The organism is Pseudoalteromonas rubra, assembly GCF_000238295.3.
GTDB classification, from domain to species: domain Bacteria; phylum Pseudomonadota; class Gammaproteobacteria; order Enterobacterales; family Alteromonadaceae; genus Pseudoalteromonas; species Pseudoalteromonas rubra.
The window spans coordinates 107,671-121,092 of record NZ_AHCD03000020.1 but is presented as its reverse complement, the minus strand read 5'-3'; the positions used below and the strand labels follow the sequence as shown (position 1 = coordinate 121,092).

Below are 13,422 nucleotides of genomic sequence, written 5' to 3'. Positions count from 1 at the left end.
GGCTGATGAGACTCTGGATCATATCCTGCACAATCTGGTAAGTACACTCAGATCCGAAAGAAGCCGATGTTTTTACTCAATACACCAGACATTTCCGACAGTTTTCCAGTGGCCTGTTTATTGTCATTCAAAGCGCTCATCGCATCCTGAGCTGCCAGAGTGATCTCTTCCATATTCGATGCCACGTCATTAATGGCCGATGCTTGTTGCTGTGCAACACTGGCCACTTCGCCCACCTGAGACAGTGAATTTTGTGCCTGATTATCTATTTGTTCTAGTAACTCTGTGGCTTCAAACGTCAGTGTACGGCCATGCTCTACCTGAGGCTGCGTCTTTTCCATCGCAGCAACCGTGGCAGCGGTCTCGCTTTGCACTTCCCGGATCATGGTCTCTATCTGATCCGTCGCTTCAAAGGTTCTGCGTGCCAGCTGCCTGACTTCATCTGCCACCACCGCAAACCCGCGTCCTGATTCACCGGCTCGTGCCGCTTCTATGGCAGCGTTCAGTGCCAGCAAGTTGGTCTGCTCAGAGATACCACTGATCACATTGGCGATGCCACCTATCTGTTTGGTCTGCTCTGCCAGCTTTTGGATCTGCGATACTGTGCCATCAACCGTCTGGGCTATAGTATCCATTGCATCAGATGTATTACGAATGGCCTGGCGTCCCTGATCAGCAAAAGCCACCGTTTGTGTTGAATTTTCTTCCGTTTGCTTGGCAATGTCACTTACCCGCATCATATTTTCCCGCAACGAGTCGAGCATCTGTGCCGTATTGCTGGTGGCTTCTGCCTGATGCTGCGCGGCATCATAAATCTCACCCGATGCGCCTGTCACGGCGCTGGCCTGCACAGAAAGCTGCTCAGACACCTCTTTAATGCTGGTGACAATCCGCGTTAATTCACCAGACATTCGACAGACAGAATCCAGCATGCTATCGGGATAGTCGGTGTCAATCTGCATAGTCAGATCGCCCCCTGCGATCCGCGTCACCGCAGCCGCCGCATCTTGAGGCTCACCGCCAAGTGAGCGCTGGAAACTGCGCTCTATCGCCCAACCCACCAGCACACTGATGGCCACGGCAATAAAGGTAAACCACAACATAAGCTGGGAAAATCCACCCGCGGCTTCACGCGCTGCGGGAGTCAACGTTTGATTTTGCTGCTCCTGGTAATCAATAAACTCGTTGATCACATTGAGCCAGCTGATAAAGGCCGGGCGCGCTTCATCCAGTACCAGAGCATCGACGCTCTGGCCTGCTTTTTTATTGCTCAGTATGGTGCGGATAAGCGGCAATGTCCGAGCTTCTATGCGCTTTATTCGAGTCAGGATCTCACGTTCCTGAGCACTAAAGTGCCCGCCTGAATTGATCATTTGCGTCATTTTTGCGTCTGAATCCTGATAGAAACGGGCAAGCTGTTCGATTTCCCTTTCATATTCAGCTATTTCGGAAGCACTTCTGGCAATCGCAACATCCCGAATAGCAATCGCCCTGTCGTGCACACTGCCTCGGAAGTTAATTGCATAACGTTGCTTCACCGAATTGACGTCCGTGATCTCTGTGAGCGTCTGATCGATAAATGCTACGCGATTACTGCCAATAATGGTCATCACGACCAATAATGCCAGCGCAATACCAAACCCGACCACTAATCGGCTCTTGACCGACAATCCCATTAACCACTGCACCATATTGTGCCTCCATGATAGCAACATACTGAAAGTTCAAAGTTAGTCGCAGGAAATGAAGCTGTAAAGCGGATAAAACGAATTACTATGATGGAAAAAACAGCAGGTTGCTTTAGCCACAGACATACAACAGTCATATTCATTTGAAACCATATCAGGGACTCACCCACGAGTTGCCCTTATCACGCACGGATGACACGTGTATAATTTTCGCTTCGCGCTTAATCGACTTATTTAGGCGCAATGCTCTGATATGGTTGTCGGAGCCAGAAATTGGAATACTCACAATGAATAAAGCACTACTTTGCCTGTTTGCAGGCCTACTCTCCTCACCCGTATTCGCTGATGCGCGATTTGTGTCGGCCAAATTAATTGAAGACGGTAGTTCAATACGCCCTTCAGAAGCGATAGAGGGCAGTCGACGCGAACACTGGGCTTTTGTCGACTACATGGTAGACCCGAACGGCAAACCCATACATACACTGGTCGAAGCCTCTTCTACCAAGTCTGTTCACAGAGCTAAATCAGCTTTGACAATACGCACTTATCAACCTGCCCGGCTGGGTGGAGAGACAATCTCTTCTGCCAGTCAGTTACCGATCAGATTCAATAAGGTGTTTGAGCAATACACCAACGACAATGTCTCCACTGTGTTTAGCAAGTATTTTGACGAGGCAAAGGCATTAGTGGTCAGTAACCAAATGACCAAAGCCAAACCCGCACTCGATAGCCTGGTTGAGGATCACACTAAAAACCTCACAGAACGTGCCTATAGCGCCTGGTTATTGAGCGCCTATTTCTACAACGTACAAGACTGGCACCAGTACGAATATCACCTGAGAGAAGCTGTACACCTACATCACTTTCTTACGCCAGATTTGGCATTGATGTCGATGCAAAGCCTGATGAACCTGGAAGTCTATCAGAAGCAATACGGTAATGCGTTTGCCACCCTGCTCAACATGCGAGGGATCAAAAATAAACAGCTGTCTAAGCAAACTATCAATGAGTTTAGTGCGCAGCTGCAGGAACAAATTGACGCCAACCCAGTCATTACGGTCACTGCCAAACTGGCTGAATTACGCACCTGGCGCCATACGCTTAACCGCAGCACCATTTCATTCAGTGCAGAAGGTAGCCTGAGCACTGTCGCTTTGTACTGTCAAAATGGCTATCAGCGCTTTAACGAGCTGCCGGTGAAAAACTATCAAGTTCCTGAAGCTTTCGGGAGCTGCTATCTGGCAGTGCAAGGTGAAACAGATACTCAAATCACCTATCGCGAAGAGGGTGATGCCCGCTTTGGACTTTATCTGTAAATTTGACAAAAAATGAAAAATGAGTGATCCGGATATCCAGACCGCTCGTTTTATAAGATGAAGGGTTCGCGGTACGGTGTACCAAACTACCCCCTTCGCGACGGCACTGATAAACGCGCACTTTAAGTGCGCGTTTTCTCTTTTATCAAACCGATAAAAACTTATTTGCTCACCACATCAACCAGATTACCCCGAAGCACAGCTGAGCACTGACTCGCCTGACGCAACAAAGTAATAAACGCCTGCGTAAGAGGGGCCGGTTGCTGTACGTTGGCCCACAATGCATAGACCGGGCGCATATGTTGCCACTCGCCCACATAGCAAAACGGTTTGTCCAGTTCAGCGACTTCTGTCATCGGCAAGACGGCCGCTCCGAGGCCGGATGCAACCATTTGCCTGGCTAACGTGATGTCTCCCACGTAAGAGAACTGGTCAAAGCGGGACAATAGATCGCGCCACAGTGGAGAATCCGGAATTTGTTCCTTTTTAAATGGCATGAACAAGGTGCTCGTTTCTTTAGCCTGCTCAGGCACCACACACTTTAGTGCAATCTCGCCGATACGCGTGTGATAGCAGTTGGAGTCCTGCAATGTGCCTACCCGAATAATCACATCGAAACGCTTCTGGCTCAGCAACACATTAGTATTGTCCGGTTCAATGTGCAACACAAGGTCCGGATGGGTGCGCTGAAAAGACTCAACCACAGGATATAAAGGGCCATTGATCAAATTCTGCGGACACAATAAGTGAAATGCACTGACTTGCGGGCTTAACAACGCGGTGCAGTCAGCTTGCAGGGCCAGCAACGACGGGGCCATTTTTTCATAGACGGCCTGGCCATGAGATGTGGCTAACACACCGCGTGCTGAGCGATTCAACAGACTATAACCAAGCCGAGCTTCCAACGCGGCAATCCGTTTAGAAATGGTTGGTGCGCTGAGACTTAACGCATCAGCTGCTTTCGCAAAGCTGCCCCGGCGAGCCACTTCAACAAAGAGCAGCAGATCATCGAGCATGTGGTTTTCCTTAATCTTAGCTTGCTTATTCTGACATTCCGCTTCTGCTCGCGCCCGCTATGATGGGTATGAAACGGAGGAACGCGATGCGAAAACTGATATTCACGACTTTATTTTCATTTTGCCTGTCGACACTGATGTCGGGCTGGGTCACCTATGTCAATCTGGGTGTAGCGCCCGGATTTTTGCAGCACTGGTTCAGGGCGTTTGTTCATGCCTGGCCCATTGCTTTAGTCACGGCTTATCTGCTCAGCGGGCCAATCCACTCCCTCACTCACTTTATTCTGGAGCGAAACCATGTCAAATGACACTGAACACACCCCGAACAACGAGGCAATCAATTTGGTTGCTTATATTAATCCAAAAGCCGCCTACTACCAAAACTGTAAGTCTGCGATAGAAGAGATCATGGAAATAACTCGACAGGAGCCCGGGTGCCAGCGCTTTGAATTGTATGAAAACACAACGCACACTCAGCTGATCCTGATAGAACGATTTGCCCGGCAAAGCGCATTTGATTTGCATCACCGCCAGCCGTACACCCAGGCGGTATATCGACTATATCAGGATGCGTTAACGTGTCCTCCGGAACTGCACTTTTTGACAGAAGCCTAGGTATAACGCACGTTAAAATGCCCGCAAATCGCGGGCATTTTAGTTAATTCATCGCATCTACAACTTAGTGCATTCGACAAGCGGCATAGGCCGGGTGTGTCCAGCAAATATCAACACTGGCCTGATTGCCAGCGCCCGCGATCGCTTGTGTCTGCTCTGTATTTAACCCTTTGCTCTGTAAGGTTTTCACTGCTTTTTTATTTAATTTCAGTTTCATATTCTGTCCTTAATCTTAATGTTAGTGCCTCAGAGGGCCATCCAGATTTAACACAGGCCTGAGCAAAATGGTACAAAAAAAGAACAAACATATCCTACTCCGCCGGGATCTTATTGAGGCCTGAGCACCTCAATGACCTGAGCATCAACCCAGTAGACATCCCCTTCTTCATCGCCCGCATCACGATTGAAAAAGAGATATTTACCGTCCGGGGTCACGCTGGCTGATGCTTCCCGGCCGGACGTATTCACTTTATCCCCCAGGTTGATAGCCTCACCCCAGCTACCGTCTTTTTGACGGAAACTGACATACAAATCACTCTCTCCATATCCGGAGTCTCTCTGGCCATCCCAAATAATGTACGAGTCATCAGGCGCTATAAACGGATGTGCATTATATTTACCCGTATTCACCTCGGGACCCAAAGCCTTCGGCGGCTGGCGCTTTCCGTTGACAACCTCAGAGACGCGGATCACATCACCACTCTTGTAATCATCCAGTATATACGTGCCATTGCTGGATGATGTCAGACGCATAATCCCCCAGTCGTCCTTGTCGAACATTGGGCCCAATACCTGCAACGACCCCCAGCCACAGGCTGTGCGCGTCATATAGTATTTTCCCAGGTGCATGGTTTTCCCGTCAGGCGCTAAAAACGGACGCCCCACCCGTGGACCCACCACCAGCTCGTGCCACTGATTGTCGCGTTGGATGTAGGATATTAACGTCCACCTCCCCGTATGGTTATCCCTGCGGGTAAAATAAAACTCCGTCATGTCGGGTGAAAAGAACGCATTGTAGTCACGATGCTGTGTGGAGACGGCACCCGGGGCGAAGACTTGTGGCGTCGTGCCTGGCTTTTCTTGACCCAAGTAGGGGCCTGTCAGCACATCAGATACCTGCTCAGCCAGGCTGATGGTACTCGTCAGTGACGCTGAAAACAGCATCACCAGTAATCTGGTTAACTTCATAATAAAACTCCTTTGGCTAAGGTAATCTCATGATCTGTTGCAAACACAGACCTAGCTTAGCGATAGCCCCGGGGGTTACTTGAAGTTTTACTGATGTTTCGCTGAAAATTTAAAAAGCAATAGAATTATATAGTTATTTGAAAATACACTTATATCATAGGCCAGCCACCCAGCTATCAGGTGGCTTAGCCCATCTATACCGAGTTCAGCGATGTCTACTGAAGCGATGGTGATTTCGTATTCGCAGCACGCCGCATGCTTCTTCTGCGCTGCCAGCATACGACACTGAGCAATCCAAACAGATACGCTAACATGCCGCTGCTTCCGTCCGGTCTCGACGTATCCGGGTTATCTGCTGAATCATCGCCTGAGTCACTACCTGAGTCACCGCCTGAATCACCGCCTGAGTCACCGCCTGAGTCACCACCTGAGTCACCACCTGAATCATCACTCGATGTTTCCACTTCAAATAGCAATGTCAGTTGCTGGCTCAGTTGGCCATCACTAACCTCTATATGTACCGGGTATTCTCCCGCACTCGCGAACTGCCCGGTCAGTTTACCCCAGTCCGTCAGCTCAAAGCCCTCAGGTAGCTCGGGCGCACTGAAGAAGTAGTTATCGCCATTGCGGTCAACCACAAGCTCAATCAGTTCCATGGATATGGCTTCACCAGGCTTAACACTGAGTGCATCAGGCTGTTGACGCCACTGCGGTGCCTGATTAGCGATATCCAGTGCGATACGATACACGCCACGGCCATAGGTAAAGGCATATAGGTAGTTAACGTGCTCAATCCGTCTTAACACCATACGGTATACCGCCACATTGGGCAGACCATGAATGAAAGGCTGCCAGCTGTCTCCTCCATCATCTGTGTGATATACACCATAATCAGTGCCCACAAATAAGGTGTCAGGATCTTCTCTTAGCTCTACCAGGGTATGCGCCGGTAAATCTGGAAACGCGCCCTCGCCTTCATCATCGAGTGCACGCCAGCTGGTACCTTCGTCCTCACTTTTCCAGATGTGCTTTTCGCCAAACGTTGACACAACCGCATACATGTCCGAGCTATCGTGGATACTGTAGTGTAATTCGCGCACGTAGGCGTTATCAGAAAAACTGATATCTTGTGGTGTGGTTGTGCTGTCGGAGCTCAGCGCATTGTTAAGACGTTTCAGCGCGCCATCCGTCTGTGCATAAACCACGGTATTACTGTCGCCTGGTTTCACCACTAACGCCGTGATCCCGCGACGATATTCCTCGGTAAAGCGCTCTGAAGCACGCTCGAACATGCCGTCTGACAACTCATCCAGCCGCCATAAACTTTGCCCACCCAGCCAGATACGGTCGGGGTAATTTGGATCCACGGCATAAGGCGCGATAAAAAGACCACTTTCGTATTCGGCCTTTTCCAGGAAACGGTTTTCACCATTTTCCCGTAGGAACAAGCTGCCATTTTGACTTGATACCAACATTCTCGCCTCATCGATAAAAAAGGCATAACCACCATCACCTGGTCCTACATCTTGCCAACCCGCATCTGGTGAATATAGCCAGCTACCGTTGTCCTGAGCGCCACCGGCTAACTGGCTGCCGTCGTGAGAGACATCTCCATGATAAAACTGGGTCACATTGTAGCCTGAATTCAAAGAACGCCAGGCAATCTCTGCAGGCTCCTCACTGCAGGCACTCACACCCATAGCAAAAGGATTGCTGGTCAATGCGATACCACCATCATTGACATTATATAAGCGCGTTTCATTCACGCCGTCATACTCTGGATGGAAATATAAGCCATGGTGATCGACATGCGGTGCGTCAGCATCCCGGTAATAGAAGGACATCTGTTGCCAGTTTTGACCACTGTCTTCTGAGCGCATCACTTCAACAGCCCCCACCCAGATCACGCTGGCATCAGTAGGATCAATGGTGAGTGTGTTATCAAACCACCCCTGACCATAAATGAAACTTTGTTCCGGGTCGGGGCAATACAATCCGTTGGGGTTTGAGAGCACATAGCGTCCAAATATGTCCGGGTGTTGTGGCCCGGTCACCAGTGCCCAGTTTTCACCACCATCCACTGATTTGTAGAGACCCTGCAACGCATGCGGTATATCCCCTTGGGCATTAAAAGCTGCCAGCGCATACACAATGGTGGGATCTGATGGAGCAAAAGCCAGCGTTGTGCGGCCCTGATTAGGCTCGGCAATCACAGGCTGCCAGCTTTGACCGGAATCCTGGCTCAGATAGACTGCCCCCCCCTCACCAAAGTTGCCACAGCTGGCCAGGACCCGATCCTGCTCATCACTCAAAGGACTCACAGCCAACTCCAGACATCCGCCCAGTACATCACTTTGATCGAGTGCCAGCTGCCAGCGCTTTCCTTTGTCATCAGACAACCAGATCCCCGTATTTGTGACTGCATACAAACGACCTTGCGCACCAAAGCGTAGCTTGTTCACATATTGAAAATTGACATTGTTATTGGTGCTCTCGAGCTGATACCAGGTCTCACCACCATCTTCAGATGTCATAATGCCATCACCGGCAAATCCGATGCTGTTAGTAAAACCACGCCCCACATAGACACCTTCACCACTGCCTGCAAACAAGCGTTCACTGTCATCGGGATCAAAGACCAGGGTACCAATCGCCATACTGGGCAACTCACTGGCAACAGGCTGCCAGCTTTCACCTGCGTTCACAGACTTCCATATTCCCCCGGAAATACCTGCCGTAAACAAAATGTCGGGGTTTTGCGGATGAAATACCAAAGTACGCGTACGCCCACCCACACGTTCAGGACCCAGGCTCTCCCACTGATACTCTGATGACTCACGCGCACGATATGCCTGAACCTGTCTGAATGCTTCATCATATTTAGCCTGAATATCTAACTGATGTGCCGGATTCACTCGAATAAGGCCCTGCATCGACTTATCCGGTTCACGAATATTTTTCTCGTGTACTTTGATTTTTGGGGTTATATCGTTGATAGATGGCTTGTTACTGGCATAAAGTACGGCAACAGCAATCGCCGACAAGGCAATACCACCGAACAAACCTACTTTTGTTTTATCACTCATATCCACTCCTTTTTATGTGTTGTTATCCTGTTATGACTACCTGACAGACAGGCCTCTTGTCACCTTATCAGATACTTAACATTTCTGTATACCAATCAAGCAACGCGTTACCGCCTCTGCGCTCAGGTTCAGACACCACAGCTTTGTTGATCCAAAACAATCCCGCACAAAAAATGTAAAATAAAAGTTTTAAAAGATTCACAAAAAGTAAACAATACAACTCTGCGGGGTGTTCTGCCTCGCAGTGAAACACACTTTGTAAAAGGATAATTTAATGAACAATCTACGAAATACAGTATTAGGGTTAGTTGCCGTCATGTCAGGCTCAGCACTGGCAGGTGATATTGAAAATGGCATTATGAAAAATGCAGAGAATTACTACGGCGTCGCGCACCAGGTTGCTGATATTGCTAAACAGGCACCTGAGTACAGAGCAGCACCCCAGCAATATCCGCGCTTTGATGTTCAACCCATGGCACCTGCCACCGGTATCTCCTACTTTGAATTTGGCCTGGTTCGCTCGCAGTTTGGTGGCGATCAAACGATTCTTGCCGGAGATTTTTCTACGGGCACCAATCACGGTGGCAGCTACTTATATGTATATGCCTGGCAGGTCGGCTACGGCAATCCAAACAACGCAACCATGAATGGTGTGTCAAAGTCTGCGGCGCTCAGAGAAGCACGATGTGGCTCAGACCTGCACCGTTGCCAGGCTGGTGAAACAGTCACAGGCTGGTTATACGGTTGGGACTTCACCGGCCAGTCTGCAGGTCAGGTGAAAGCCTCTGCCAACTCGGTTGCCTCTCCGTTTGGTTACTGGAGCGACTCTTTGTATATCAACTAATACAGAGTAGCACGGGTGCATAGTGCAGTTATGCACCCATTTGATTAGGCTACTGAGCCATTTCTAGTCTGACCCAGCCTTTGAATTATCTCAATGGACTTCAGATACAACTCGCTCGATTCTTTGCTATGGCCACCCATAGCTGATGACAGCTGATAGGTATGTTTCATATCATTCAGCAAATCATGTTTCTTGAACGGATCTTCATTCATCGAAGTGGGCGCGCCTATGGCCATCATTTCACCCGTCCCGATAAATCCACCATCAAATAATTCTCTGGACAAGCTGCGCATTTCACCTGCCGACATGTTATGCACGTCATACTTGGCTGCAAGTTCTTGCCACTTATTTTCCGCTTGCCGGGCTTTGTCACTGAGTGTGACCGTATCGCTTGTTGCCCCGGCTTTATGCTGATTGTCAGATGATTCCTCGGCATTATAAGTATTACGTGTTGCGTAGACCTGACTGGCTGCACTGGCACCAGCGCTTGCATTGATTGCATTCATAGATGATATCCTTCCTTTGGGGGAGATTAAGGCGGGTCATCTCTCTACGGCAAACTAAGCAGGCCCGCTATTTACATTCTGTTAATGCAATTAGGGTGCCAGAAATATCATACCTTCTACTGATCAGCGTCCCTCCTGATACAAACCTTTTTCACGGCTCGGCGCGGTGTTTATACTGAAAGACAGACTCCAGTGGCTGATCGAAAACCTCGGCAATTTTAAATGCCACTTCCAGTGATGGTGAGTATTTAGCTGCCTCAATCGCCATGATGGTTTGGCGGGTTACCCCAACACGCTCAGCGAGTTCTTTCTGGGTCATCTCACCGGCCATAAATCGCAACATTCTGATCTGGTTAGTGATTGTACACTCAGCCATAGAAGGTTCCCATCCGATTTTGGATCAGTTGAGTGGCATAGTTCACCAATTCCGCCAGTAAAAAAGCGCCGACCATGATATGCAAAGTCAGAAACGGCAGCTCCGTTCGCTGCGCAGCGCCCAGGCCGTTTTGTTCAAATGCATATTGGCCAATCGCAAAACACACCCCAGCCTGGAGGATCCAAAGCGCATACTTATTGCCTACCAACGACACGTGTTTTTCGCGCTCATCCAGGGGTTTTTCGACATCCCCGTCGCTAACCAGCTCCAGTAACAACTGACTGATAATTGACAAGACAATAGAGATCCCCACCACCTTAATCAACAACTGAGATATCCAGGTACCGCTGGCTAGTTGCTCAGCGCTGGCCGCCATCAGGCTGGTGGCATAGAAATACACCACAGCACCGGTCACCAGCAGATCTAACGTCAGCGTCAGGTCCCGAAAACTCAGAGAGTCGAGTAATGCTTTCAGCACTTTCAGTTTTTCATTGCTTGTCATGAATATCACCCTTAACCCAAAGTAAAAAATCTTTGACTTATACTGGTCAAAATACCACCCAATGTCAAATATCTTTTACTCATAGTTAAAAATACATAACTACATCAAGTGCCGAAAGCGTATTGACTGCACACGTCCGGCCGTTGCAACCCTCATTAACTTATTGAGTGGACCTGAGCGTTTCGATGATGCTTGCATCAACCCAGAATAAGTCGGACTGCGCTTTACCCTGTTTCCCGACAGCCTTAACCATTCTATTGAAAAGCAGGTACTTACCATCAGGAGTTACCTGTGGCCCACCTTCCTCGGCGGCCGTGTTGACCTGCTCCCCGAGGTTAATCGCCGCGCCCCACGACCCATCAGGCTGGCGAAAACTGATATACAGATCAGCACTGCCAAATCCAGCTTCCCGATGACCATCCCACATCACATAAGATTCATCTGGAGCGATAAAGGGGTGCGCATTCCATTTACCGGTATTGATTGCTTTACTGAGGGCCTTTGGTTTCTGCCACTCACCATTTTCCCATTTAGAGTACCTCAGTACCCCTTTACCATCCCGGGTAAACTCGTCAAACACAATTGTGCCCTTTAGCGACATTTTCAGGCCCATCATCGGAATATCATCAAAGGCCGGACCCAGCTTTTTCATCTCAGACCACCCGTCCGGGGTACGCGTTTTATATTGCTTGCCGTAAAACACCCTTTGTCCATCCGGCGCATAATAAGGCGCTCTTCCCGTTTGCGTATTGATGACCTTCTGCCAACCACCAGCCTCCCGGGTAAAGGTCACAGATGCCGTTTCACGCTGCCCATTGTTCATCCGCCAGCGAGTCACATAGAGCACGTCTTTATCAGGCGCGAAATGCACCGCATCGCCCCAGTCGGGTGTAGACACGAGTCCCGGAGCAAACACTTTTGGGGTTAACCCAGGTGGCTCCTGGCCCAGGTAAGGGCCGCTCAAGTCAGAAAAGACATGTTGTGCATCGCTGTTACTGCATAACAACAAGCTCACAGCAGACAAAATTAACGTAAGTCGTTGAGGCTTCATTCTGTGTTCTCCTGGTAAATGGATAAATATCCCCCTTACATTACCCATGGCTGAGCCAAACACCGGACCTGACGATGACTTCTCTCTGATTTTGTCCTTCACGTAATTAAAATATTACTTATCAATACCTTATTAAATTTCAGTGTGATGCTTCTACAGGTATGAGTTGAGATATGCAGATGCTGATAGCAAAAAAATTGGGTGGGGGGTAAACAACTGAAAGCAAACACGCACCGTGATGTCAGTGGTTTTTTAATCTACGCTTTATATACAGTAGATAGGGTAACTCCGTTATGAATGCGTCTATTTTCGTTCAAATTGCGGCCTATCGGGATCCTGAATTACTAGCCACCATAAGGAGCGCAGTAGACAATGCGAGCGACCCACAGCGGCTTGTTTTCGGTGTATGTTGGCAGTATATCCCGGGGCTGGATGAATACCTGTTGTTTCCCTCTGAGCTAGATGCCGATGTCAGACTGGTTGCGGTGCCTGTTGAACAGGCGCAAGGCGTTTGCTGGGCGCGCCACGTAGCACAAAATTTATATCGTGACGAAGATTATGTGCTCTCCGTCGACAGCCATACTCGATTCGTCGTCAACTGGGACAAGCGCATGATAGAGGAGTTGACACGCTGCCCGAGTGACAAACCCGTACTAACCACCTACCCAGCCCCTTTTCGGGCACAAACATCCCTCGCAGATACGCCCATTGCGCGATTAAAAGTAGGGCCAGTCATGGACGGCAGTGTCCGTTTCGAGCCATTTTTTGATGCTGACACAACCCTGCACACAGCGCCCATTGCCAGTCACTTATGTGCCTGTGGTTTCTACTTTGCACAGGGTCAACTCAATCACGACTTACCTATCGACCCCATCATGTACTTTAACCAGGAAGAGTTTACCCATTCTCTGAAGCTCTGGACCTTAGGATATGATTGCTTTATCCCGTCTCAGCACCTTGTATTACACCAGTACGGTAAAGAAAAACCCGTATTCGAGCAGCATGTACACTGGAATGACGACGCTAAATGGGTGGCGCTCAATACCCGCGCGCAGATCCGCCTGCGTGCACTGATTGAACACACATTTGACCCAGCCCATGACAGTTTTCCTGTCGAACACTTCCCGCTGGGAAAGGCCCGGACAACCTCGCAATACTTGTCATTGCTGGCACTCGAATACCGGGATGGCGAACTTTACCCTCAAAACTCAGAAACTAAGGCCACGCGTTAGAG

At 49.2% G+C, this 13,422-nt stretch carries 14 protein-coding genes; 5 read left to right on the top strand and 9 right to left on the bottom strand.

The genetic code is table 11. The features are described 5' to 3' along the window. Positions 1-47: 47 nt before the first annotated feature. Positions 48-1,691 carry a methyl-accepting chemotaxis protein gene (locus PRUB_RS00680; RefSeq protein ID WP_010383387.1) on the bottom strand — a complete coding sequence of 548 codons (1,644 nt, stop codon included), beginning with the start codon at positions 1,689-1,691 and terminating at the stop codon, positions 48-50. 284 nt (positions 1,692-1,975) lie between these two features. On the opposite strand from PRUB_RS00680, the gene PRUB_RS00675 reads away from it, so the two are divergent. Then, a complete protein-coding gene (locus PRUB_RS00675; RefSeq protein ID WP_010383388.1) occupies positions 1,976-3,004 on the top strand; it encodes a TonB family protein in 1,029 nt (342 codons plus the stop codon). A gap of 161 nt (positions 3,005-3,165) precedes the next feature. On the opposite strand, the gene PRUB_RS00670 is transcribed toward PRUB_RS00675, so the two are convergent. Next, positions 3,166-4,020 carry a LysR family transcriptional regulator gene (locus PRUB_RS00670; RefSeq protein ID WP_010383389.1) on the bottom strand — a complete coding sequence of 285 codons (855 nt, stop codon included), beginning with the start codon at positions 4,018-4,020 and terminating at the stop codon, positions 3,166-3,168. 86 nt (positions 4,021-4,106) lie between these two features. Between PRUB_RS00670 and PRUB_RS00665 the strand changes: the two genes are divergently transcribed. Together PRUB_RS00665 and PRUB_RS00660 are read left to right on the top strand one after the other, a co-directional pair. After that, positions 4,107-4,328, top strand: coding sequence for a DUF2798 domain-containing protein (locus PRUB_RS00665; RefSeq protein WP_010383390.1), 222 nt, complete (start codon positions 4,107-4,109; stop codon positions 4,326-4,328). Continuing rightward, positions 4,318-4,635: a putative quinol monooxygenase gene (locus PRUB_RS00660; RefSeq protein ID WP_010383391.1), complete on the top strand. Its 318-nt coding sequence runs from the start codon at positions 4,318-4,320 to the stop codon at positions 4,633-4,635. The genes PRUB_RS00665 and PRUB_RS00660 overlap by 11 nt, the downstream gene beginning before the upstream one ends. Before the next feature lie 64 nt (positions 4,636-4,699). On the opposite strand, the gene PRUB_RS00655 is transcribed toward PRUB_RS00660, so the two are convergent. The 3 genes from PRUB_RS00655 to PRUB_RS00645 form a co-directional block, all read right to left on the bottom strand. After that, positions 4,700-4,852, bottom strand: a complete 153-nt coding sequence (locus PRUB_RS00655; protein WP_155946254.1) for a hypothetical protein — start codon at positions 4,850-4,852, stop codon at positions 4,700-4,702. Between the two features lie 110 nt (positions 4,853-4,962). Then, a complete protein-coding gene (locus tag PRUB_RS00650) occupies positions 4,963-5,823 on the bottom strand; it encodes a TolB-like translocation protein (protein ID WP_010383394.1) in 861 nt (286 codons plus the stop codon). 215 nt (positions 5,824-6,038) lie between these two features. Next, a complete protein-coding gene (locus tag PRUB_RS00645; protein ID WP_010383395.1) occupies positions 6,039-8,909 on the bottom strand; it encodes a WD40/YVTN/BNR-like repeat-containing protein in 2,871 nt (956 codons plus the stop codon). A gap of 274 nt (positions 8,910-9,183) precedes the next feature. Between PRUB_RS00645 and PRUB_RS00640 the strand changes: the two genes are divergently transcribed. Then, positions 9,184-9,753, top strand: coding sequence for a DUF4879 domain-containing protein (locus PRUB_RS00640; protein WP_010383396.1), 570 nt, complete (start codon positions 9,184-9,186; stop codon positions 9,751-9,753). A gap of 44 nt (positions 9,754-9,797) precedes the next feature. On the opposite strand, the gene PRUB_RS00635 is transcribed toward PRUB_RS00640, so the two are convergent. The 4 genes from PRUB_RS00635 to PRUB_RS00620 form a co-directional block, all read right to left on the bottom strand. Next, entirely contained in the window at positions 9,798-10,259 is a 462-nt protein-coding gene (locus PRUB_RS00635) for a hypothetical protein (RefSeq protein WP_010383397.1), read from the bottom strand. Between the two features lie 151 nt (positions 10,260-10,410). Beyond that, on the bottom strand, positions 10,411-10,635 hold the full coding sequence (locus PRUB_RS00630; RefSeq protein ID WP_010383398.1) for a helix-turn-helix transcriptional regulator: 225 nt from the start codon (positions 10,633-10,635) through the stop codon (positions 10,411-10,413). Next, complete coding sequence (locus PRUB_RS00625; RefSeq protein ID WP_010383399.1) at positions 10,628-11,137, bottom strand: hypothetical protein; 510 nt, start codon at positions 11,135-11,137, stop codon at positions 10,628-10,630. The genes PRUB_RS00630 and PRUB_RS00625 overlap by 8 nt, the downstream gene beginning before the upstream one ends. 160 nt (positions 11,138-11,297) lie before the next feature. Then, entirely contained in the window at positions 11,298-12,188 is an 891-nt protein-coding gene (locus PRUB_RS00620) for a TolB-like translocation protein (RefSeq protein WP_010383400.1), read from the bottom strand. 293 nt (positions 12,189-12,481) lie between these two features. Between PRUB_RS00620 and PRUB_RS00615 the strand changes: the two genes are divergently transcribed. Continuing rightward, a complete protein-coding gene (locus PRUB_RS00615; protein ID WP_010383401.1) occupies positions 12,482-13,420 on the top strand; it encodes a GlcNAc-transferase family protein in 939 nt (312 codons plus the stop codon). Positions 13,421-13,422 lie beyond the last annotated feature (2 nt).